Source organism: Frateuria sp. (genome assembly GCF_035944355.1).
In the GTDB taxonomy this organism is placed as follows: Bacteria; Pseudomonadota; Gammaproteobacteria; order Xanthomonadales; family Rhodanobacteraceae; genus Frateuria_A.
On record NZ_DASZBH010000010.1, the window covers coordinates 264,752 to 285,205 of the forward strand.

The 20,454-nt window shown below is 68.4% G+C and carries 23 protein-coding genes; 8 read left to right on the top strand and 15 right to left on the bottom strand.

Annotation, left to right across the window (positions count from 1 at the left end; genetic code table 11):
* Window positions 1-57: 57 nt before the first annotated feature.
* From VGU03_RS08565 to VGU03_RS08575, 3 genes are all read left to right on the top strand, one after another.
* The gene (locus VGU03_RS08565; protein WP_327479966.1) at window positions 58-567 is read left to right on the top strand and encodes a peptidylprolyl isomerase; all 510 of its coding nucleotides are present in this window, start codon (window positions 58-60) and stop codon (window positions 565-567) included.
* 114 nt (window positions 568-681) lie between these two features.
* Window positions 682-1,881, top strand: coding sequence for a pyridoxal phosphate-dependent aminotransferase (locus VGU03_RS08570; protein WP_327479967.1), 1,200 nt, complete (start codon window positions 682-684; stop codon window positions 1,879-1,881).
* 61 nt (window positions 1,882-1,942) lie between these two features.
* A complete protein-coding gene (locus VGU03_RS08575) occupies window positions 1,943-2,929 on the top strand; it encodes a malate dehydrogenase (protein WP_327479968.1) in 987 nt (328 codons plus the stop codon).
* Window positions 2,930-3,072: 143 nt separating this feature from the next.
* On the opposite strand, the gene VGU03_RS08580 is transcribed toward VGU03_RS08575, so the two are convergent.
* From VGU03_RS08580 to VGU03_RS08620, 9 genes are all read right to left on the bottom strand, one after another.
* Window positions 3,073-4,446: a hypothetical protein gene (locus VGU03_RS08580; protein ID WP_327479969.1), complete on the bottom strand. Its 1,374-nt coding sequence runs from the start codon at window positions 4,444-4,446 to the stop codon at window positions 3,073-3,075.
* Between the two features lie 93 nt (window positions 4,447-4,539).
* The gene (locus VGU03_RS08585; protein ID WP_327479970.1) at window positions 4,540-5,124 is read right to left on the bottom strand and encodes an alpha-ketoglutarate-dependent dioxygenase AlkB; all 585 of its coding nucleotides are present in this window, start codon (window positions 5,122-5,124) and stop codon (window positions 4,540-4,542) included.
* A 9-nt stretch (window positions 5,125-5,133) separates the two neighbouring features.
* Entirely contained in the window at window positions 5,134-6,093 is a 960-nt protein-coding gene (locus VGU03_RS08590; protein ID WP_327479971.1) for a cation diffusion facilitator family transporter, read from the bottom strand.
* Window positions 6,094-6,096: 3 nt separating this feature from the next.
* The gene (locus tag VGU03_RS08595; protein ID WP_327479972.1) at window positions 6,097-6,834 is read right to left on the bottom strand and encodes a DNA-formamidopyrimidine glycosylase family protein; all 738 of its coding nucleotides are present in this window, start codon (window positions 6,832-6,834) and stop codon (window positions 6,097-6,099) included.
* 66 nt (window positions 6,835-6,900) lie between these two features.
* Window positions 6,901-7,704: a DUF72 domain-containing protein gene (locus VGU03_RS08600; protein ID WP_327479973.1), complete on the bottom strand. Its 804-nt coding sequence runs from the start codon at window positions 7,702-7,704 to the stop codon at window positions 6,901-6,903.
* Window positions 7,705-7,888: 184 nt separating this feature from the next.
* The gene (locus VGU03_RS08605) at window positions 7,889-8,665 is read right to left on the bottom strand and encodes a class I SAM-dependent methyltransferase (RefSeq protein ID WP_327479974.1); all 777 of its coding nucleotides are present in this window, start codon (window positions 8,663-8,665) and stop codon (window positions 7,889-7,891) included.
* A gap of 183 nt (window positions 8,666-8,848) precedes the next feature.
* Window positions 8,849-9,133: a hypothetical protein gene (locus VGU03_RS08610; protein ID WP_327479975.1), complete on the bottom strand. Its 285-nt coding sequence runs from the start codon at window positions 9,131-9,133 to the stop codon at window positions 8,849-8,851.
* 23 nt (window positions 9,134-9,156) lie between these two features.
* Window positions 9,157-9,576, bottom strand: a complete 420-nt coding sequence (locus tag VGU03_RS08615; protein ID WP_327479976.1) for a CBS domain-containing protein — start codon at window positions 9,574-9,576, stop codon at window positions 9,157-9,159.
* A 142-nt stretch (window positions 9,577-9,718) separates the two neighbouring features.
* Window positions 9,719-10,216 (bottom strand): hypothetical protein, encoded by a 498-nt coding sequence (locus VGU03_RS08620; RefSeq protein ID WP_327479977.1) that lies wholly within the window; start codon window positions 10,214-10,216, stop codon window positions 9,719-9,721.
* Between the two features lie 114 nt (window positions 10,217-10,330).
* Between VGU03_RS08620 and VGU03_RS08625 the strand changes: the two genes are divergently transcribed.
* From VGU03_RS08625 to VGU03_RS08640, 4 genes are all read left to right on the top strand, one after another.
* On the top strand, window positions 10,331-10,507 hold the full coding sequence (locus VGU03_RS08625) for an oxidoreductase-like domain-containing protein (protein ID WP_327479978.1): 177 nt from the start codon (window positions 10,331-10,333) through the stop codon (window positions 10,505-10,507).
* 128 nt (window positions 10,508-10,635) lie between these two features.
* Window positions 10,636-12,861: a bifunctional diguanylate cyclase/phosphodiesterase gene (locus VGU03_RS08630; protein WP_327479979.1), complete on the top strand. Its 2,226-nt coding sequence runs from the start codon at window positions 10,636-10,638 to the stop codon at window positions 12,859-12,861.
* Window positions 12,862-12,933: 72 nt separating this feature from the next.
* Window positions 12,934-14,061, top strand: coding sequence for an FAD-dependent oxidoreductase (locus VGU03_RS08635; RefSeq protein WP_327479980.1), 1,128 nt, complete (start codon window positions 12,934-12,936; stop codon window positions 14,059-14,061).
* A gap of 114 nt (window positions 14,062-14,175) precedes the next feature.
* Window positions 14,176-14,700, top strand: a complete 525-nt coding sequence (locus VGU03_RS08640) for a hypothetical protein (RefSeq protein ID WP_327479981.1) — start codon at window positions 14,176-14,178, stop codon at window positions 14,698-14,700.
* A 7-nt stretch (window positions 14,701-14,707) separates the two neighbouring features.
* Here the strand turns inward: VGU03_RS08640 and VGU03_RS08645 are convergent, their stop codons facing one another.
* Window positions 14,708-15,658 carry an HDOD domain-containing protein gene (locus VGU03_RS08645; RefSeq protein WP_327479997.1) on the bottom strand — a complete coding sequence of 317 codons (951 nt, stop codon included), beginning with the start codon at window positions 15,656-15,658 and terminating at the stop codon, window positions 14,708-14,710.
* Window positions 15,659-15,855: 197 nt separating this feature from the next.
* Here VGU03_RS08645 and VGU03_RS08650 point away from each other — a divergent pair, with 197 nt between their 5' ends.
* Window positions 15,856-16,848 carry an LLM class flavin-dependent oxidoreductase gene (locus tag VGU03_RS08650; protein WP_327479982.1) on the top strand — a complete coding sequence of 331 codons (993 nt, stop codon included), beginning with the start codon at window positions 15,856-15,858 and terminating at the stop codon, window positions 16,846-16,848.
* Window positions 16,849-17,502: 654 nt separating this feature from the next.
* Here the strand turns inward: VGU03_RS08650 and VGU03_RS08655 are convergent.
* The 5 genes from VGU03_RS08655 to VGU03_RS08675 form a co-directional block, all read right to left on the bottom strand.
* Window positions 17,503-18,036, bottom strand: coding sequence for a hypothetical protein (locus VGU03_RS08655; protein ID WP_327479983.1), 534 nt, complete (start codon window positions 18,034-18,036; stop codon window positions 17,503-17,505).
* 546 nt (window positions 18,037-18,582) lie between these two features.
* Window positions 18,583-18,900, bottom strand: a complete 318-nt coding sequence (locus VGU03_RS08660) for a hypothetical protein (RefSeq protein WP_327479984.1) — start codon at window positions 18,898-18,900, stop codon at window positions 18,583-18,585.
* A 512-nt stretch (window positions 18,901-19,412) separates the two neighbouring features.
* Entirely contained in the window at window positions 19,413-19,700 is a 288-nt protein-coding gene (locus VGU03_RS08665; protein WP_327479985.1) for a hypothetical protein, read from the bottom strand.
* 89 nt (window positions 19,701-19,789) lie between these two features.
* A complete protein-coding gene (locus VGU03_RS08670; protein ID WP_327479986.1) occupies window positions 19,790-20,236 on the bottom strand; it encodes a hypothetical protein in 447 nt (148 codons plus the stop codon).
* 104 nt (window positions 20,237-20,340) lie between these two features.
* Window positions 20,341-20,454: IS3 family transposase (locus VGU03_RS08675; protein ID WP_327478489.1), on the bottom strand; the 114-nt coding region annotated here is incomplete at its 5' end.

The following is a 20,454-nucleotide window of genomic DNA, read 5'->3' on the forward strand; positions in this document are numbered from 1 at the left end:
GCCGGCGGCTGCGTTATCCTTGCCGGCCTTTTCGCCCGGACACTCCGAAGGAACCCCATGGCCATCAACGTCACGTTCGACACCAACCGCGGCCCGATCCACTTGCGCCTGCACGAAGACAAGGCGCCGGTCACGGTCGCGAGTTTCGTCAATCTCGCACGCAGGGGCTACTACGACGGGCTGTCGTTCCACCGCGTGATCAACGATTTCATGATCCAGGGCGGCTGCCCGCTCGGCACCGGCACCGGCGGCCCGGGCTACAAGTTCGAGGACGAGTTCCATCCCTCGCTGCGCCACGACAAGCCGGGCGTGCTGTCCATGGCCAACGCCGGCCCGCGCACCAACGGCAGCCAGTTCTTCATCACCCACGGCCCGACCCCGTGGCTGGACGGCAAGCACAGCGTGTTCGGCGAGGTGGTCGGCGGCGACGACCAGAAGGTGGTCAACGCGATCCGCCAGGGCGACATCATCGAGAAGGTGACCGTCGAGGGCGACGTCGACGCGCTGCTGGCCGCCCAGGCCGACCGCGTCAAGGAATGGAACGAGAAGCTCGACCAGCGCGGCTGAGCGAAAGCCCTGCCTGATCGACGCCCTCTCCCCCGGCTCTGCGGGGGGAGAGGGCGCTTTTCGCCCGCGTGCTAAAATCCTCCGGTTGCCTCATCCCCACACCCCGAGGAAGCCATGCCCCAGCTCGCCCAGCGTGTCGGCCGCGCCAAACCCAGCGCGATCATGGTCATCGCCGAGAAGGCCAAGCAGTTGAAGGCGCAGGGGAGGGACATCATCAGCTTCTCCATCGGCGTGCCCAACTTCCTGCCCGGCGAGCACGTCTACGCCGCCGCGCGCGAGTCGCTCGAGCGGGACTCGGGCCAGTACGGCAGCAACCGCGGCGCCGAGCCGCTGCTGGATGCCTTCCTGCAGCACATCGAGGCGCTGGGCTTCTCCGGCTACGGCCGCATGAACCTGTCCATCGGCATCGGCGCCAAGCAGGTGCTGTACAACCTGGCCGAGGCGCTGCTCGACGAAGGCGACGAGATCTGCTTCGCCGCGCCGTACTGGACCACCTACCGCGACATCGCCGACATCGTCGGCGCCAAGACCAACGTGCTGCCGTGCCCGTCCACGCAGAACTACAAGCTCGCGCCGGCGCAGCTGGAAGAGGCGCTCAAGCGCAAGCCGAAGGTGTTCCTGTTCAACAACCCGTCCAACCCGACGGGCATGGTCTACACGGCCCAGGAGATCGCCGCGCTGGCCGACGTGCTGGTGCGCTACCCGGACACCTGGATCATCACCGACGACATCTACAACTCGATGGTGTTCGACGGGATCGGCTACCACAACTTCGTGTTCGCGCGTCCCGAGCTGCGCGAGCGGCTGGTGTTCGTCGATTCGGTGTCCAAGACCTACGGCATGCCGGGCTGGCGCGTGGGCCTGCTGGCGGGCCCCGAAGCGGTGGCCAAGGCGGTCACCACGCTCAACTCCAACCACATCACCAGCATTCCCGAGGTGATCACCGCCGCCGCGGTGGCCGCCTTCAGCGGTCCGCAGGACGTGCCGCAGGCCAAGTGCGCCGAGTTCGCGGCCAAGCGCGACATCGTGGTCGCCGCGCTGCGCGCGATCCCGGGCGTGATCTGCCCGCGCCCGCAGGGCGCGTTCTACGCCTTCCCGGACATTTCCGTCGCCTTCGGCAAGTCGCACGACGGCACGCCGATCAACAGCGACGTCGACGTCTGCGCGGCGCTGCTGGAAGCCAAGGGCGTGGCCTGCGTGCCGGGCTCGGCCTTCGGCGAGCCGCGTTCGCTGCGGATCTCCTACACCTGCCCGACCGCCCAGCTGGAGCCGGGCCTGAAGCGCATCCAGGAATTCTTCGCCGAACTTCAGTAACGCCGGGAATCGCCTGCCTTTCCGATTCCCGATTTCCCATTCCCGATTGCCGGAGAAACTTATGAAAGCCCCCGTCCGAGTTGCCGTCACCGGCGCCGCTGGCCAGATCGGCTACGCGCTCTTGTTCCGCATCGCCGCCGGCGACATGCTGGGCAAGGACCAGCCGGTGATCCTGCACCTGCTGGAGATCACCCCGGCGCTGCCTGCGCTGCAGGGCGTGGTGATGGAGCTCAACGACTGCGCGTTCCCGACGCTCGCCGGCGTGGTCGCCACGGATGACGTCAACGTCGCCTTCAAGGACGTCGACTACGCGCTGCTGGTGGGCGCCCGTCCGCGCGGTCCGGGCATGGAACGCAAGGACCTGCTGGAGGCCAACGGCGCCATCTTCGGCCCGCAGGGCAAGGCGCTGAACGATCACGCCAAGCGCGACGTGAAGGTGCTGGTGGTCGGCAACCCGGCCAACACCAACGCGCTGATCGCCCAGCAGAACGCGCCGGACCTGGACCCGAAGTGCTTCACCGCGATGGTGCGCCTGGACCACAACCGCGCCCTTTCGCAGCTGGCTGAAAAGACCGGCAAGCACACCACGCAGATCAAGAAGGTCACCATCTGGGGCAACCACAGCTCCACCCAGTATCCGGACCTGCACCATGCCACCGTGGACGGCAAGAGCGCGCTGTCGCTGGTCGACCAGGCCTGGTACCAGAACGATTTCATCCCGACCGTGCAGCAGCGCGGCGCGGCCATCATCAAGGCCCGCGGCGCCTCCTCGGCCGCCTCGGCCGCCTCGGCCGCGATCGACCACATGCGTTCGTGGGCGCTGGGCACGGCAGAGGGCGACTGGGTCTCGATGGGTATCCCGTCGGACGGTTCCTACGGCATCGCCCCGGGCGTTATCTACGGTTACCCGGTGACCTGCAAGGACGGCAAGTACGCGATCGTGCAGGGCCTGGAAATCAACGATTTCTCGCGCGCCCGCATGGATGCCACCGACAAGGAGCTGCGCGAAGAGCGCGGCGGCGTCGAGCACCTGTTCTCGAAGAAGTAAGCCATCGGTGATGCGGGGAAGAGGGCGGCCTGGGCCGCCCTTTTTCTTGGCCGCGTTGCTTTCGGGAGCTGCCGCAAGCGGGCACCGCCAAGGTTTCCCGCAAGCCGTGAACCATCACCCCCGTTCTCTTCCCTCCGGGGAGCTCACTGGCCCCCCGCATCGCCAGCGACGGTGATGTTCTGCCGCGTCAGCGCGCGCCCGAGCGAGTCGGTGGCGACCAGCCGGTATCGGCCCGGCCGCAGGTACAGTTCGCTGGTTTCCAGGCCAGCGGTGGGGCGCAGGCCGGCATCGCCGCGCACGTAGCTCGGTCGCGGGTCGAGGGCGAGGCGGTCGGCAGGAATCGCATCGTCGCCTTCGCCTGCATAGCGCGCCTCGACCAGACACGGGTACGTGCCGCGGCAGACCTCGTTGCCGTGCACGACGTAGCGCTTGCGCAGGCCGCCCAGGTCCAGCCAGGTCGGCCTCCCGCGCTGCACGACCTGCGGCGGGAAGAACACGCTGACGTCGTAGCCGGCGCGCAGGGTCCACGGTGTGCCGTCCTCGCGCATGAACACCAGCGGCCGGGTGGGCGAAAGCGCCTGCACGACGGCGGCGTACCAGGGATGATCGTGCGCCGGGTTCGGGTGCGGGACCAGCACGACCTGGTCCACCGTGAGCGGGTCGATGCCGCTGAGCTCGTGGAAGTACTCCGCCATCGACCGCCCGCCCAGGTAGACGCCGCTCTCCTGGATGTGCCCGTAGCCCGCGTCGAGCACCAGCCGCGCCCGCGGATCGCGCTGGAAGACGCGTTCGTAGAGGTTGTGCGCCTGCCGGCTTTCACGCGCGTCGCCGCTGGCCTCCGACTGCGCTTCGTAGGCGACCACGCGATAGCCGAGCTTCAGCGCGGTGCGCACCATTTCCGCGCAGATCGGTTCCTCGGTGTAGAACCCGGTGCCTTGCACCGGATAGCCGCGCGCGGCCAGCTTGTCGTCGCTGGCATAGAGCGTCTCGGCGGCGAAGGTATCGAAGCCTTCGCCGCGCAGCCTGGCCAGCAGCTGCACGGTGAGGGTGCGGGTGAGCGGCAGGTGGTGCGCCTCGTTGAAGAACACCGCCTGGCGGCCGCGCGCCAGTTCCGCGATCGCATCGACGGCAGGGCGCGGCCGTGAGGAGCCATCCAGCGGCGAGGGATGGTCGCCCGGTTGCAACAGCTCCTGGATCGAGAAGTTGGCCGCCGCGTTCGGGTAGTCGCCGATGAAGGTCTCGTACCAGCTCAGGTACTGGCCGATGATCACGTGGAAGGCCGGGTTGGCGTCGCCCACCGATGCCGCCGCGACCATGGTTTCGTAGCGCCCGAGCATGTCCTTGCGGGTGTCGGCCTGGCGCATGATCCCGTCGGCCTTGTCGGCGGCCCGCATCTGCATGGCCTGCCACTGCGCGGGCGTGGGCGCCGGCGGCGCCTGCCTGGGCAGGGCGCCGGCGGCACAGCCGGACAGCAGGCAGGTGGCGAGGCAGACGACGGGTGTCCAGGAACCAGGCATCGCGGATGCTCCAGTGCGGCACGAGCCGGAGTCTGCGCCGATCCGGTGCGGGTGCAAACCTGCCGGACGTCATCCGCCGGCAGGCCTGCTGCGTCAGGGGGCGGGCGGACGCACCCGGAACGCCAGGCTGATCCGCGGCCCCATCGGCGCGCGCTGCTTGGGGATGCCGTGGTCGTAGTGGAACTGGCTGGAGTAATCCATCAGCAGCAGGCTGCCCGCTTCCAGGTCGATGTGCAGCACGCGCCGCGCAGGGCGCTTGGCGCGGATCACCATCTCGCGCGTGGCACCGAGCGAAAGCAGCGCGATGGGATGGCCGCGCACCAGGTCCTCCAGCTTGTCGTTGTGCGGCGCCACGCTGTCGCGCTCGTCGCGGTAGAGGTTCAGGCCGACGCTGGTGAAGGGCGCGTCCACCGCGCCGCGCACGGCCGCCAGCGCCTCGTGCAGCGGGGCGGGCAGGGCAGGGTCGTCGAGGTCGAAGTGCGCGCGCAGGCGCGGCACGTCCACCTCGCGCTCGTACATCAGGCGGCGCCCGCCGCGCCAGGCGATGTCCTCGAACAGTCGCTCGAACCAGGTCTGGGCGGTGGTGGCGGGCACCAGTTCGGGGGTGTAGACGACCTTGCCGCTGGCGTCGTCCAGCAATATCCGCGGGCCCTGGTCGAACAGCGAGAACTGCGCCATGGCGGCACCTCAGTCCGGCTCCCGGTTGGCGCGCTCGATCGCGCGGCGCCGGGCGCGCCAGGTCTCGGTGGTCTGCGGCTTGATGAACAGCGACGTGACCTCGGCGTGCCTCGACTTGATCGCCTGCTCGATGCGGTTGATGCACTCCTCGATCTGCGGCGTGGTCAATCGGTCCTCGAATTCGGCGCTGAGCGCGGCGACCACCGTGTGCGGCCCCATCTGCACGGTGAGCACGCCGTTGACGTGGCCCACGCCCGGGTCGGCGGCGGCGATTCCCAGCAGCGATTCGCGCAATTTCGGATGCGCCGGCTCGCCGATCAGCAGGCCCTTGCTCTCGCGCGCGAGCAGGCCCGCGGCCACCGCCAGCACCACGGCGATGCCGATCGATGCGGCGCCGTCGAGCCGGGGCATGCCCAGCGCCTGTGCGCAGGCCACGCCGGCAAAAGCGATCAGCAGGCCGATCAGCGCGGCCGAATCCTCCAGCAGCACGGTGAAGGTGCTCGGGTCCTTGCTCTTGCGGAAGGCCTCGAAGTAGCCCATCGCGCCTTTCACCGCGCGGAACTCGCGCAGCGCGACGTACCAGGAACCGCCTTCGAACAACATCGACACGCCCAGCACGAGGTAGTTGATCAGCGGGTCGCTCATCGGATCGGGCCGGCGCAGGTGGCCCACGCCTTCGAACAGCGACACACCCGCGCCCAGCGCGAACACCAGCAGGGCCACGATGAAGCTCCAGAAGTACAGCTCGCGGCCATGGCCGAACGGGTGGATCGCATCCGGCGGCTTGGCCGCGCGATGCATGCCGTAGAGCAGCAGCAGCTCGTTGGCGGTGTCCACCAGCGAATGCACGCCTTCGCTGAGCATCGCCGAGCTGCCGGAAAAGCCGGCCGCGACGAACTTGGCCACGGCGATCGCCAGGTTGCCGGCCAGCGCGGCATAGACGACCCGTCGCGGATTCGACGAAGCCACGGCTCAGGCGTCCACGTAGCGCCGCTGGCACAGCTCGCAGAAGAAGCTGCGCCGGTTGGTGCGGCCCAGGTAGGCGCGGTGGAACTTCACGTGGTCGCGCGGGCAGATGCTCTGGTTGTGCGCCAGCCAGTGCTTGCGCAGCACAAAGGCGCGCTTCCATTCGAGAAACTCGAAACTGTACTGGCGCGCCTGTTCCACCAGCTCGCCGAGCTTGCGCGCCGGCAGCGCGCCGATGGTGGAAAGCGGATGCGTGCGGATGCGGAACAACACCTCGTTCTTGATGATGTTGCCCACGCCGGCGAACACGGTCTGGTCCAGCAGAGCATCGCAGGCGAGCGTGTCGGGCATCGCGCGCAGGCGCTTGCGGGCCAGCGCCGGGTTCCAGGCGGCGGACATCACGTCGGTGCGCCAGTCGTAGAGCTCGTCCAGGTCGCCTTCCAGCAGCCGCACCGAGCAGGTGTAGAAGTTGAGCTCGCCTTCGTCGAACGTCAGGCGAAGGCGCGGTACGGCGTCCTTGCGCTCGTCGATGCGGTAGCTGCCGAACATCAGCAGATGGATGCGGACGGTGACGTCGGGCAGCTCGATCAGGAACTGCTTGCCGAAGCTGCGGAAGGCGACGACGCGCTGGCCGGCGAGCCGGTCCATGTCGATCTTCGCGTTGCCCTCCGCGCGGCGGATCGTGCGGCCGGTGAAGGGCGCCGCCTCTTCGCGCAGGATGACGATCGAGGGGCCTTCGGGCATGGGTCGTCCGTCGTGGCTGCCTTGCCGCATTCTGGGCGGGGCCCGGGCATGGGCAGGTGAATGCGGCTAACTGGCGCCGCGACGGCGGTTCTTTCCCCGTTCCACGCCGGAAGGTGCCCGCAGGGCCGGTGGGGGCGCCTCCGCCTGGGCTCCCAGCATCCGCTTCAGCAAAAGCCCATCGCCCGTCGCATGCCCCAGCGCGGTGTTGTCGAAGATGCACCATGCCTCCGGTGCGCGCCGCAGCCCTTCGGCCACGCGTTCGAGCACCTGCGGCGCATACGCGTCGTAGTACATCCGCGGCGAGCCGTGCAGGCGCAGGTAGATCCGGCTGCGATCGCCGCCGGGCAGCGCCGCACGCGGTACGCGCGCCGGGTCGGCGGCCACGCGGGCGACCTGCAGCTGGCGCAACGCACGATCGACCCCCGCGCGGAACCAGGACGGATGCCGCGGCTCGCACGCGAGCGCGCCCGGGTAGCGGCGGCGCAGGTGCTCGAAGAACGGCAACGCCACCGCCGCATCGAAGGCCAGGCTGGGCGGCAGCTGCAGCAACAGCCAGCCGAGCTTGCCCTGGAGTTCGCCTACCTGCTCGAGGAATGCGTCCACCGCCTCGTCGCAGCCGCGCAGCCGGCATTCGTGGCTGATCGCCTTGGGCATCTTGGCGGCGAAGCGGAAATGCGCCGGCACGCTGTCGGCCCAGCGGCGCCAGGTCGCCGGGCGGTGCGGCCGGTAGAAGCTGGAGTTGATCTCCACGCAGTCGAACACCTGCGCGTAGCGCTCCAGCGTGCTGCCCTCGGGTGGGAAAGCGCCGGCATGCGCCCTGGGAACCGACCAGCCGGCGCAGCCGACGCGGGGGCCGGCCGTCACTTCCATCGTTCACTCGGGCGCGGGTGCGTAGCGCCGGGGTCGAAGAGCCCCTTCGACTTCGCTTCGCTACGCCCAGGGCGAACGGGTATCCATTTCCTCCACCGTTCGCCCTGAGCGTAGGCGCGCAGCGCCGAAGTCGAAGCGCCCTTTGGCCGCCTTGCTACGCCCAAGGCGGCATTCCAGGCCAGCCTCACTTGGCCGGCTTGCGGAAGCGGTACATGAACTGGTCGGTGTGGCCACGGATCGACTTGTCGAACACCTTGATGGTGTGCGGATCGGCCGGATTGCGCAGCGCGCTGCTCTCGCCGTCGAACACGAAGCCCGCCGACTCGGCCTGCTGCTTGACGATGGCCGGGTCGATGCGGTGCAGCGTGTCGGTGTCGCTCATGCCCGAGCCGGCCGGCGCCACATGGTCGATCACCACGAACACGCCGCCTGGCTTGAGCGCCTTGAAAACCTGCTTGTCCAGCGTCACCGGGTCGACGTGCCCCATGAACTTGTCCGGGTAGTCGTGGTAGTTCTGCGAGGTGAACACCACGTCCACCGATTCGGGCGCGCTGAGCTGCGCGGCCGGCTGGGTGAGCACGCTGACGTTGGCGTAATGCGGCTGGCTGGCGAGCTTGCGCAGGTTGCTCACGTCCGACTCGGACTCGGCGGCGTATTCGTTGGGCCACAGCGCGTAGACGTGGCCGCGGGGGCCGACCACCCCGCTGAACACGCGGGTGAAGTAGCCGCTGCCGGGAATCAGTTCGAGCACCTTGTCGCCGGGCTTGACCTGGGCGAACGCCATCACCTGCGCGATCTTGCGCCGGGCATCGTCGGTACGGTCGGCCTGGCGCGCCGGATCGTCGATGGCCGCGGTGAGATAAGGCGGCTGGGCCTGTTGCCCGGCGTTGCGGGCGACAGGTACGGCGTGGACGGCGGGCAGGGCGAGGGCGATCGTCGCGGCGAGGACGAGAGTGCGCATGTCAGGCTCCTACGGGGTGGGGCTGCGATTGTGCGCCCGCCGCGGCACCGCGGAAGGCGTGACCTTCGGCAGGTAGGCCATCACACGAACGAGCCCGGCATGGGCCAGGCTCGGGTCGTTCCACCTGCCGCGGCCATCCCTGGCCGGCCCGCATCCGTGCCTTCTGTTCGTGCCGCAGGCGCGTCAGTGCATGCCGCCCGAGGAATTGGGCTGGGTCGAGGTCGGTGCCGGCATCGTCGCCGTCGAGGAAGGCGCCGGCATGGTGGCGGGCGGCGTCATGGCGGTCGAGCCGCTGGGCGGCGTCGTGGCCGGGGTGGTCGCCGGGGTGGTGCTCGGCGTGGTGGCGGGCGCAGTCGCCGGGGCGGCGGCGCCGTTCTCGCCATTCTCCTCGTTGGCGTGGTGGTTGCACGCGGTCAGTGCGAACGAGGAAGCCAGCAGCAGGCTCCAGCACAACAGGCGAATCTTCATGGCAGTCTCCTTCGGGTAATGGGTCAGTGCGGCCGGGACACGCTGCGGGTGACGTCGTGCTGCAGCGAACGGGCGTCCGAACGCTCCAGGTCGGCCAGCGCGACGATGCCGCACAACGCGCCCTTGCCGTCGACCACCGGGATGCGCCGCACCTGCTGGCGTTGCATCAGCCGAGCGCACTCCTCCACGGTGGCGTCTTCCTGGATGGTGATCGGTGGCGCGGTCATGCAGTCCTGCGCACGCACTTCCAGCGGATTGCGGCCGGCCGCGAGCGTGCGCACGACGATGTCGCGGTCGGTGATCACGCCGATCGGGTGGCGGTCAAGGTCGACCACCGGGATCTCGCCGACGTCTTCGTCGCGCATGGCCCGGGCCACTTCCTCCAGCGGCGAGGTGGCCAGGCAGAACTTGGGATTGCGGGTCATCAGGCGATCGAGTTCCATGGGCACTCCGACGGCGGTCTGCGGGAACCCGTGAGATGTTCCTCGGGCACGGTTGAACACGGTGTCGGTGGACCATGAAAGAGGCGTGCAAGGCCGGTGTGCGGGTTGCCTCATGCTCATCCGCACGGGCTGCCTGCCGGGATCAGGTCAGCGCGGTGGGCTGGTCGAACGGCAGCGGCGTGGCGCCGGCACGAACGAGCGCCGGCTCGGCGCGCGCGAGCAGATCCTTGCCGGCATCGAGTACGACCAGGATGCGGCCGGCCTCGATCTCGCCCTCGAATTTGCGCCGCACCGGATCGGGCACCGAGGCGCCGACCATCGCGCTGGTCCAGCCGCCGGTGAGCGCACCGGCGATGGCCAGCCCGGCCACGCCCGCCAGGGTGATGCCGACGGGCGGGATCGCCACCGCCACCAGCCCGGCCAGCAGGCCGGTGGCGCCGCCGCCGATCACGCCACGCAAGGCGGCGGGGTAGAAATCGCTGCCGGCTTCCTTGTGCTGCTCCGGCGCCGCTTCCAGTTCGATGTCCGAGCGGGCGATCAGCGAGATGTCCCGCTCGGGTATGCCGGCGGCTCGGGCGGCCTGCATGACCGTCCTGGCCGTCGCCAGGTCGGGGGTGCTCAATACGTGGCGGGTTTTCATGGCGCTCCTCGCGGTCGGCGGGCGCTGGGCCCGACGCAATCGTTGTGGAGCGCGGGTTGGCGAAGCGTCGCCTGCGGGTGTCCATGGTGTGAGGGGCGCCGTACCATCACCGCCATGGAACCGTTCCCCGATGATCCGCCGCCGGTTCCGCCCGCGGAACCCGGTCCAGGCGACTGCTGCGGCGAGGGCTGCGTCAACTGCGTGCTCGACCGCTACGACGCGGCGGTGCAGCGTTACCGCGCGGCGTTGGCCGCGTGGCAGGCGCGTCATCCGGGCACGCCGCCGGCCTGACTCTGGGATCCCGATGGCCGTTACATTTTTCACCCGCGCGACCGATAAGCCCTGAAGCCGCCCCTCGCGGGCGGCGACGGCGGCCGCCGCAGCGGCCGCCGCCGCATGGCGGACTGCAAGGGGGACGCATGGTCGAGCGGGGGACACGTTGGGCGCGCAGCCTGCTGCTCGCGTCGCCGTGCGCCCTGCTTTACTGGGTGAACATCCCTTACCGCGCGGGCTTCTTCGGCATCCGTGTCGACGCCTCGCTGGTGCACCTGCACTTCGGCTACCTGCTGGCGCTGGCGATGCTCCATCGCGACCGGCTTCCGTTGCGGCTGGGCGTGCTGGCCATGGCGTGCATGTGGCTGGCCGCGGCGCATGCCGGGCATCCGCCGCCGACGATCTACCTGTTCGGCGTGTGCTCCGCTGCGGGCACCTACGGCCTGTTGCGCCTGGCCGCGCGCCGGATGGGCTGGCCGCGCGCCGGTCGGCCGTTCGGCGTGGCCGACGTGTCAGGCTTCGTGCTCTACGGGCTGGTGCTGCTGCCCCTGGCGATGGCCGTGGGCAACCTGCTGCTCGAGGCGGCGCTGGCCTGGCCGGTGCCCGACTGGCGGCTGCTCGCCAACGACCAGTTGCAGGTGCTGTTCGCCGAGCTGTTCGGCGTGCTGGTGCTGGCCCTGCCCATGCTGGTGCTCGCCACGCATGCAAACGGTCGCGCGCTCTGGTGGCGGGGCGTGCCGTGGCGATTGCTGGCGGTAGGCGTGCTGCTGCCGCTGGGCCTGCTGCAGTGGGCGCCGCGGCTGGGCCTGCATCCGGACCTGCTGCCGGGGATGCTGCTGCACAACCGCCTGCTGATCGCCGCGGCGCTGGTGTGGGCGGCATTGCGCCTGCGCCTGCGCTGGAGCATGCCGCTGCTGGTGCTGGCGCAATTGCTGTTCGCCGTCGGCCTGGCACGGCATGCCAGCGAGACGGTGCGCCTGCCGGACGTGTTCGGTCTGCTGCGCACCGCGCTGGAGTGCGCGGTGCTGCAGCTGCTGGTGGTGCTGCTGATGCTCTACGGTAATGAGCGGGAAGCGGCCTCCATCCGGCACGAGCGCGACAGCCTGACCGACCCGTTCACCGGCCTGCCCAACCTGGCGGCGCTGCGCCGCCGCTGCGCGCCCGAACCGCCCGCGCTGGGCCTGCTGCTGCTGGACCGCACCGAAAAGATCACCGCCTGCCTGGGCCTGATCGCGCAGGCGGCGTTGATGCGCTGGGTCGCCGGGCGCCTGCGTGGGGTGGCCCAGGTCTACTGCATCGGCACCGGGCAGCTGGTGCTGGCCAGCGCCGATCCGCACGGCACGGTGGACTGGGATCAGGCGCTGGAACGACTGCACCGGTGCGACTTCACCTGGGATGGCCAACGCGTGCGCGTGCTGCCCTATCTCGGCGTGGTGGCCGCGGGCGACAGCCTGGACGAGCGCCTGCAGGCCGCCTCGCGGGCGGCCATCGAGGCCAAGCAGCGCGGCGAGATGCGCTGGCTGCGCGCGGAGCAGGAAACCGGCGGGGGCGGCGATGCCCGGCTCTCGCGGCAGCGTGGCCTGTCGCTTTCCAGCGTGGTGTTCTCGCGCATCCGTGCCGGCGAGGTCGAGCTGTGGTTCCAGCCGATCGCGCCGCTGGCCGCCGGCCTGTCCCGGTCGCTCAGCGGTGAGGTGCTCTGCCGCCTGCGCGATGACGCCGGCCGCCTGTTGTTGCCCGGCCAGTTCATGCCCGAGCTGCAGGAGGACGGACGCATGGCCGAGCTGGACCTGGCCGTGCTGCGCCGGCTCGGCCGCTGGATGGACGAGCAGCGCGCGCGGCTGCCTTCCATCGGCTATCTGAGCATCAACATCGCGGGGCAGTCGCTGGCCTCGCGCGAGTTCGCCGTCGAGCTGCTGGCGCTGGTCGACGGCCTGGCGCTGCCCGCGCGCCAGCTGTGCTTCGAGATCACCGAGACCGCGGCGATCACCCATGTGCAGGATTCGGCGCGGCTGTTCGCGCAACTGCGCGAGCGCGGCTGCCACCTCGCCATCGACGACTTCGGCATGGGTTTCCAGTCTTTCGACCGGCTCAAGCAGATCCCGGCGGACCTGATCAAGATCGACGGCAGCTTCGTGCGCGACATGCGCCGCTCGCCGCGCGACCTGGAGCTGGTGCGCGCCTCGGTGCAGGTGGCGCGCGCCTTCGGCGCGCAGACCGCGGCCGAGTTCGTGGAGGACGCGGTCACGGCCGAGCTGCTGCGCGGCCTGCAGGTGGACTGGATGCAGGGCGACCACGTTGGGCGCGCCGCGCCGATCGAGCGGATGCTGCGGCACGACGCATGCGCCTTCCATAGGGTCGGCGACGGCGTTTAGGCGGCCGCGTCCTCACGAGCGGTTGCCGCCCCAGCTGCCAGGCTCGCACCGTTCCTCAGCCGGTCTTGCGTCATGCCTTCAAACACCTTGCCCGTGATGATCGCCGGTGCCGGTCCCACCGGGTTGGCGGCCGCTTTGCTGCTGGCCCGGCGCGGCGTGGCGGTGCGCATCGTCGACAAGGCGCCGGCGCCCAGCCGCACCTCCAAGGCGCTGGCGGTCAACCCGCGCACGCAGGATCTGCTGGAGGACAGCGGGGTCACCGGGCGCATGCTCGCCGAAGGCTGGGCCGTCCGCGGCGCCACCCTGCACCGGCCCGGGCATGACGACCTGGCCGTGCCGCTCTCGCCGCTGCTGGATACCGACCGCTCGCTGCTCTCGCTGCCGCAATCGCGCACCGAGGCCCTGCTGGCCGAGGCGCTGCAGGCGCAGGGCGTGGCGGTCGAGCGCGGCGTGAAACTCGACAGCCTGGCCCAGGCCGGCGACGCCGTGGACGTGGGCCTGGTGCATCCGGACGGCAGCGTCGAGCGGACGCGGGCGGCGATACTGTTCGGCGCCGATGGGGCGCACAGCACGGTGCGCCAGGCGCTGGGCCTTGCCTTTCCCGGCGACGAACTGCCCGAACCCTGGCAGCTGTGGGACCTGCGCCTGGCGACGCCGCTGGATCCCGATCGCGTACACCTGATGCTGCTGCCCGACGGCTTCCTGTTCGTGCTGCGCGTGCAGGGGGACCTGTGGCGCGTGATCGGCAACGGCGCCGCGCCGCTGTCGGCGCTGCCGGCCGGCACCGTCTGCGGCGAGGTGGCGTGGCAGTCGCAGTTCCACATCGCCCACCGGGTCGCCGAGCGTGCCGGCGTAGGCCGCGTGCTGCTCGGCGGCGACGCGGCGCACGTCCACTCGCCGCTCGGCGCACGCGGCATGAACCTGGGGATAGAGGACGCCTACGTGTTCGCCGACTGCGCCGCCGACGCGCTGGCCGGGCAGCGCTCGCGCCTGCTCAACTACGCGCAGCTGCGCCACCCGGTGCACCGGCAGGTGGTTCGCCGCATCGAGGCGCTGACCCGCCTGATGCGCGGCCAGCCGGCCGCGCTGCGAGAGCTGCGCGACGCGCTGGTGCCGCGGCTGATGCATTTCGGGCCGGCACGGCGGCAATTCCTGCGCGTGGCCGGCGGCCTGGATCACCCGGTGCGCACGCGCTGCTGAAGCGGATGGACGTCCAAACGCCCACTGGCCTGCCACTTGGCCGGCGCTTGCGTTGATCGGCCCGGCACGGGCCTGTAGATTCCCGGGGCTGGCCATGTTTCGAGGGGAGTCGCGATGAAGAAGTTCGCATGGGTCGCCGGGAGCGCCATGCTGCTGGCCGCCTGCGGGGGTTCGCAGGACGTGCGCGTGCCGGTCGCGCTGGAAAACCTGGTGCTGCCTTCCTCCGCGCCCTGGCTGCAGGTGGACCAGCAGGCCAAGGAGGTGGAGGTGCGCGGCCTGGACCAGTCGATCACGCTGATCCCCGCGCCGCCGGTGTCCGAGGTGCTGCAGGCGCGCCTGCGCCATGCGCTGCAGCCGGTGTACTTCACCGACCTGGTGGTCCATTGCGAGCAGGTGTTCACCGAGATGCGCGTGGACACCGACGCCACGCCGTCCAAGGTGACGCTGGAGCTGAGTACGCGCTGTACCGTCAACGCGCGCGGGCTGGTCTCCAGCCACGCCTATCACGTGCAGCCCTCGCTGCCGGCGCCGGCCGGCGGCGACTACGCCAAGGTCTTCGCCTCGCTGCTGGCCACCGGCGCGGACGACATCGCCGCTCAGCTGCGTGCCGACGTGCAGGCCAGCGCCGTGCAGCGTTGATTCGGGTTCAGGCCTGCGCTGGCGCGAACTGGCGGCGCAGGTCCTGCTGTCCGCGCAGCATCACCGGCGCCGGATAGAGCATCGGCCAGGTGCCGGCATAGTCCAGCTCCGGATCGAGCAGGCCGCGCTCGGCAAGCATCTGCACCATGGCCAGCGCATCGGCGCAGGCGAGCGCCTTGCCCAGCGCCGAAGCGGGCGGCGCCTGCTCGTCCATCCGTTCCACCAGTGCGTCGACCACGTTGGAGGGCATCTCCCAGTGGCGCACCGCGCGCAGCGAAAGCCGGGCGCCGATACGCATGCAGCCGGCCAGGAACGGCGGCGAGAACGGGCCCAGCGTCGGCGGCGCCTCCTGGTCGAGCAGGCGCACGATCGCGCCGGTGCCGGTATGGCAGACCATGCCGGCGAGGAACGCCTCGAACGGATCGCAGCCGCCATGGCGGCCCAGGAACGCCGCCGCATGCGCGCAGCGCTCGGCGTGCTCCCACAGCAGCGGGCCGGCCATGTGCCCGTGCATGCCGGCGCTGGCCTGCAGGATCGGTTTCATCACGTGCTGGGTGGCCACCCGGCGCAGACTGTCGCGGCCGAGCAGCACGACCGCATGCTGCAGGCTGTGGATCGGCTGCGCGGTGCGGAAATGCGCGCTGCCGGCCACGCGCATCACTTCGCCCACCAGCACCGGATCGCGGCCGATCATGGCGGCCAGCTGGTTGCCGCCGAGGTTGTCGTTCTTGAGCGCGCGCAGCAATTGCGGCAGCACGCTGGGCAGGCGCGGCAGGCCGCTCACGTCGAAGCGTTCGCCGATGGCTTCCAGCCGCCGCAGGGTCGCCTGCTCGGCTGCGCTGGCCGCGGCTGCGTCGTCGATCGCCTTGGGAAGGCCGAGCACGAAACGGTGGAAACGGTCGGCCACCACCGCCAGCGGCGGCCCCGCATCGCGCGCCGCCGGAGCGGCCGCGACCACTGCCAACGGCGGCGCCGGGGCAGGGCGGGGCGGTGCTGTCCGTGCGGCGAAGAGCCGCCGCCACAAGGCTCTCATCCTGGTGCGGATCCCGTTTGCGTGCTTTGCGCTGTATCGGCCCGGCCGGGGGAAAATGTAGCGCAACCGCTGGCAAAGACGTGCCGCCAACCCCAGATCGAGAGCTTCCCAAGGAGCCGCGCATGATCCCCTTCTCGATACTGGACCTGGCCCCGATCACCGAAGGCAGCGACGCCACCGCGGCCTTCCGCAACAGCCTCGACCTGGCCCGCTGGGGCGAGCGCCTGGGCTACCGGCGCTACTGGCTGGCCGAGCACCACAACATGCCGGGCATCGCCAGCGCCGCCACCGCGGTGCTGATTGGCCACGTGGCCGACGGCACCTCGACCATCCGCGTCGGCGCCGGCGGCGTCATGCTGCCCAACCACTCGCCGCTGCAGGTGGCCGAGCAGTTCGGCACTCTGGAGGCGCTCCATCCGGGCCGCATCGACCTGGGCTTGGGCCGCGCCCCCGGCACCGACCAGGCCACCCTGCGCGCGCTGCGCCGCTATGCCGACGCCGCCGAGACCTTTCCCGACGACGTGCTGGAACTGCTGCACTATTTCGAGCCGGCGCAGCCGGGCCAGGCCGTGCGCGCGGTGCCCGGCGCCGGGCTGGAAGTGCCGGTATGGCTGCTCGGCTCCAGCCTCTTCAGCGCGCGGCTGGCCGCCGCGCTGGGCCTGCCGTTCGCCTTCGCCTCGCATTTCGCGCCGGACGCGATGGACACGGCGCTCGAGATCTACCGGCGCGAGTTCCGGCCCTCGCGCCGGCTGGCGCAACCCTACGCGATGCTAGGCCTCAACGTGGTCGCGGCCGACACCGACGCCGAGGCGCGCCGGCTGTTCACCACCCAGCAGCAGAGCTTCATCAACCTGCGCCGCGGCCGGCCCGGACTGGTGCCACCGCCGATCGACGACATCGAAGCCTACTGGACACCCGTGGAGAAGCTCGGCGTCGAGCGCGCGCTCGCCTGCGCCGTGGTCGGCGGCCCCGACACCGTGCGGCGCGGCCTGGCCGACTTCATCGCCCGCCACCGTCCCGACGAACTCATGCTCACCGCCAATATCTACGACCATGCGCTGCGCAGGCGGTCATTCGAGCTGGCGATGCAGGCCAGGGATGACAAGGCCGGCTGATCAGGCGCACGGCGCCGGCGGCATGCCGCACCCCGCCCTGCAGTCCCGTCTTGGTTGGCCGGCTCGGCCCGGCGAACGAGAAACCCGCCTAGGTCGGCGCGCTCACCACCACGTAGTAGCCATCCGGTTCGCGGAGAGCTGATGCCCAGTGGTCGGATTCATGCCGGGCTCTTCCTCGAGCTGGCGTCAGGGGCCTGGCTCGGCCCCGCGCTCCGTCGAAGTCGTCACTCGCAAGAACCGTCAAGCACGCCCGGCGCGTGCCAGATACAAAGCGCCGATGACGACGAAAGCCGCGCCCACACCGCAAAACGCCACTTGCTTGGCGAGGTATGCGGCAAGGAAAAACATGCAGCCGGCCACGATGAAAAGATAGCCGCTGCGCTTTGAATACCGTGAGCTCGACACTTCATTCCCCTGTGACCCAGGTGTGTGTTAGCGACGAAGCCGTGCCTCGCACGGGCTTGCGCCAAAGAGACAGCATGAAGGGATGGATGTAAAGCGAGGCGGCGACGTTCTGCAGCTGGACGCCTGAGACCCGGCTTAGGCCCGAGGCCTCGAATTGCTCGCTGTAGCGCGTGGTCGTTCTGGGCTTGGCTTGGGCATGGAGCACGCCTGAAAAGTTAGATCAGGGCGCCAACCAAGCGGTGGGAACTATCACGTCCGCTTGGACGAGGAGTCAGGCCTCGCAGTGCCACTCTGGCACCGCAGACCGTTGATGAGTGGCTCGCCAGAAGAAGGAGATGAGCCGGCCGATGCAGGCAGCACGGTGGGGTTGGAGGGGTAGCGACCTCGCCGAAAATCCAGGGTGACCGGATGCGTGGCCACGCCGCCCCCGCCCACGATGACACTAAGGGATTGCCAACCGGAACGCTTGCGCTCCAGGGCGACCACGGGTGGATGGACCAGAGTGGTTTTGCTGATTAGGTGCCATGCCTCCCCTCGTTGTTGAGCGACCAGCAAGGTGCAGCCGCCGCTACCACGCCAGCCCGTGTCGGTAAGCAGAATCACAGCCTCTTGGATGCCATCGCCGTTGAGGTCATGGAGCGAAACCACGTAATTGCTTGGCACGCCCCAGCCGCCTTGCCCCAGGAACTGCTGCAAACTCACCGGTGCCGTCAGGCAGCCGGACGCCAGGACCGGGGCAACAAGGAAGAACGATAGGAAGAAGGGGAGCAAGGCTCGTCGCAAGAGGTACGTCCTGGCGATGGAGTTAGGCGGTGGCGAAGGCGGCCGCCTTCTTCCGTCTCGATCATGAGATCTAAAGCCTTGCGTAGCACGTCCGCTGTAATGATTGGTTAGCCGCCGCATACTATGCCGAGCAAAGCAACTTTAATCGAATGTCACGTACAGTAGCCCAATCGATGGTGTCGACCGTACCGCTGGCCGTGACCTGATAGTTCTGGCAGTCTTCTTCGGGACGAGGATTGATGAGGCACTTGGCTTTGTAAACGAAGCTAGGTATGCCACGAATCTTGCTGCGTTGGAGCGACTCGTTGCGGCAAACACCTAAGGCTGAGCGGAATACATAATCGGTCGCTTTGATGTGACGAATTAGCGCCGCGTCATCAATGCGAAGACTTGGCGATGTCGAGCTTGCGAGGCCGGTACACACGCAGCAGCTCGCGGCAAGAAGCCCTGCCAAACATTTCGAGCCCATGTTGGCGTGGCCTCCTATCTGACGGCTAACATCTGAGTTGAGCCGCGCCGCGAAGCGGTGTCGGCTTGGACGGATTGTCAGGCCTCATGTTCGCGCGGCTCGTACGGCTCCTGAATCCACGCGCCACCGGATTCGTGTCGAATGGCACACCAGCTCGGCGGCATGTCGGCCAACTCCCCAATAGTAGGGTCGTTCTCGACCATGCAGCCTAGGCAGACCAGCTTGAGGTCCTTCTCATCAAGCGTTGTGCCGCATAGGAACTGCCAGTCGCCGTCGGGATCGTGGTAGACCTCGCGGATTGGCTCCAAGCCTTCCATGACCTGGCGAGTGGTGAATACGCCACTTTCAACGGGAAGGCTGAAGGGCCAGGACTGAAATGCGTGAGAGTGGCTCATGAGGCCTAACGCTGGAATTAAGCGGCGGGGGCAGACCGCCCGCCTTGAATGAGTTGTTAGGGCCCTTGTGGCGCGGCATTGGCCACAGAACTCAACCGTAGAAATAGATGCTTGTGCGGATTTGGGTAAGCAACTTCGACTTCAACTATAACGCCAGAGAAGTCGCCCTGTACGTCACACGAATAGTCAATGCCCAGGTGCTGGAAGAGCGCAGGCACCCTGTAATCTGGATCTTGGATCAGGACTAATTCGTGCCAATCATGGCTGCCGCAGGGGTGTACGAAGCTGCCATGAAAATGCTTGACGAGACAGCCGTGAGTAGTGACCAGGCTGCCAACGAATTGTGCTTTGGATTTTACGAGCTCGCTGATGTCGACGTGAGCATATTCGCCTGCAAATGCTGACGAAGCAAGCAAAGTCGATGCTAGCAGTGCTACCAGTCGCGCTGATCTGTACATGAGCCCTAACGCTGGAGTTAAACGACGGCGACGCCGTCCGCCTTGAACGAGTTGTTAGAACTCTACCACTCGAACAGAACCTGCATGCTCCCCTGTAAGCATCTTGGCGAATTCCACCGCCTCCGCCAAGGATTCGCCTGGGTGAGATGTCGTGAGAAGGAAATAGGGATCGCTTCCGTCGCCCACCGCTACGTCGTCAGCAAGGTCCTCAAGCTCGGCCGCGTCTACGCCAACAACACCAAGAAAGACCACGCCTTCCTTTATCCAATCTGCAACAAGCGCCGCGAATTCCGGGCGCAGCCCGCTTATTGAGTGCACGACGATTTTGCGAGGGGCTGCCATGAGTTCTAATGCTTGAGCTAAGCGTCCTGTGCGGCCGAAGCGTGTGATTGAGCGAGCAGCTTACACCGCGGGTCCGCTTGAGCGCATAGTCAGGAACCACGCGCTTGGCCGGTAGAAGGAACAGAAACAACAACATATGTGAGGCCGCCATGTGCTAGCACAGTGCATGAGACATTGTAGGACTCTATGCCTCCCCAGCAGAACTCGTAGCTTGTACGACCGGCGACGAACGATTGCACAGCAACGGGTTCGCCAAGCACGGCGGCGATTTGCTCTATAAGCATGCTCCGATGAAGTGGCAAGCCGAGATGGCTGAGAACGGCGCTTGAAACGGACTCTGGTAGTACTGCTAAGTCGAGTGCCAGCGACTGAAGTACATCCGAGGAGTTGTTCGGGCGAAGCCACTCGGAAAATCCAATTGCCTCACCAACCCAAGAGCGTCCCATGAACCACCAATTGGACAAGGCAACGATTTCGGATGCCGGAGCAAACTGCGACAGGCGAAGTTCGCCAAATTGGCTGTGGGAAATAGGCATATGCTTTTTCGGTGCCTAACGCTGGAGTTAAGCGGGCGAAAGCCGTCCGCCTTGAACGGGATGTTAGACAGCAGACCGTGAATCGCCCAGGGTTCCGTAGACACTCAGGACCCTCGTTGCGCGTAGCGCCGTTCGAACTCTACAGGCGACAGGTCGCCGTTTGAACCGTGGCGGCGTTTGGGGTTGTAGAACATCTCGATGTAGTCGAACACGTCGGC

Coding starts and splice junctions, on each gene's coding strand:
- VGU03_RS08585 (WP_327479970.1), bottom strand. CDS start 5,124: ATGGCGCAGTTCTCGCTGTTCGACCAGGGCCCGCGGATATTGCTGGAC.
- VGU03_RS08615 (WP_327479976.1), bottom strand. CDS start 9,576: ATGGAACTCGATCGCCTGATGACCCGCAATCCCAAGTTCTGCCTGGCC.
- VGU03_RS08625 (WP_327479978.1), top strand. CDS start 10,331: ATGGAACCGTTCCCCGATGATCCGCCGCCGGTTCCGCCCGCGGAACCC.
- VGU03_RS08620 (WP_327479977.1), bottom strand. CDS start 10,216: ATGAAAACCCGCCACGTATTGAGCACCCCCGACCTGGCGACGGCCAGG.
- VGU03_RS08595 (WP_327479972.1), bottom strand. CDS start 6,834: ATGCCCGAAGGCCCCTCGATCGTCATCCTGCGCGAAGAGGCGGCGCCC.
- VGU03_RS08610 (WP_327479975.1), bottom strand. CDS start 9,133: ATGAAGATTCGCCTGTTGTGCTGGAGCCTGCTGCTGGCTTCCTCGTTC.
- VGU03_RS08570 (WP_327479967.1), top strand. CDS start 682: ATGCCCCAGCTCGCCCAGCGTGTCGGCCGCGCCAAACCCAGCGCGATC.
- VGU03_RS08665 (WP_327479985.1), bottom strand. CDS start 19,700: ATGGCAGCCCCTCGCAAAATCGTCGTGCACTCAATAAGCGGGCTGCGC.
- VGU03_RS08670 (WP_327479986.1), bottom strand. CDS start 20,236: ATGCCTATTTCCCACAGCCAATTTGGCGAACTTCGCCTGTCGCAGTTT.
- VGU03_RS08580 (WP_327479969.1), bottom strand. CDS start 4,446: ATGCCTGGTTCCTGGACACCCGTCGTCTGCCTCGCCACCTGCCTGCTG.
- VGU03_RS08565 (WP_327479966.1), top strand. CDS start 58: ATGGCCATCAACGTCACGTTCGACACCAACCGCGGCCCGATCCACTTG.
- VGU03_RS08650 (WP_327479982.1), top strand. CDS start 15,856: ATGATCCCCTTCTCGATACTGGACCTGGCCCCGATCACCGAAGGCAGC.
- VGU03_RS08630 (WP_327479979.1), top strand. CDS start 10,636: ATGGTCGAGCGGGGGACACGTTGGGCGCGCAGCCTGCTGCTCGCGTCG.
- VGU03_RS08575 (WP_327479968.1), top strand. CDS start 1,943: ATGAAAGCCCCCGTCCGAGTTGCCGTCACCGGCGCCGCTGGCCAGATC.
- VGU03_RS08635 (WP_327479980.1), top strand. CDS start 12,934: ATGCCTTCAAACACCTTGCCCGTGATGATCGCCGGTGCCGGTCCCACC.
- VGU03_RS08600 (WP_327479973.1), bottom strand. CDS start 7,704: ATGGAAGTGACGGCCGGCCCCCGCGTCGGCTGCGCCGGCTGGTCGGTT.
- VGU03_RS08660 (WP_327479984.1), bottom strand. CDS start 18,900: ATGAGCCACTCTCACGCATTTCAGTCCTGGCCCTTCAGCCTTCCCGTT.
- VGU03_RS08640 (WP_327479981.1), top strand. CDS start 14,176: ATGAAGAAGTTCGCATGGGTCGCCGGGAGCGCCATGCTGCTGGCCGCC.
- VGU03_RS08605 (WP_327479974.1), bottom strand. CDS start 8,665: ATGCGCACTCTCGTCCTCGCCGCGACGATCGCCCTCGCCCTGCCCGCC.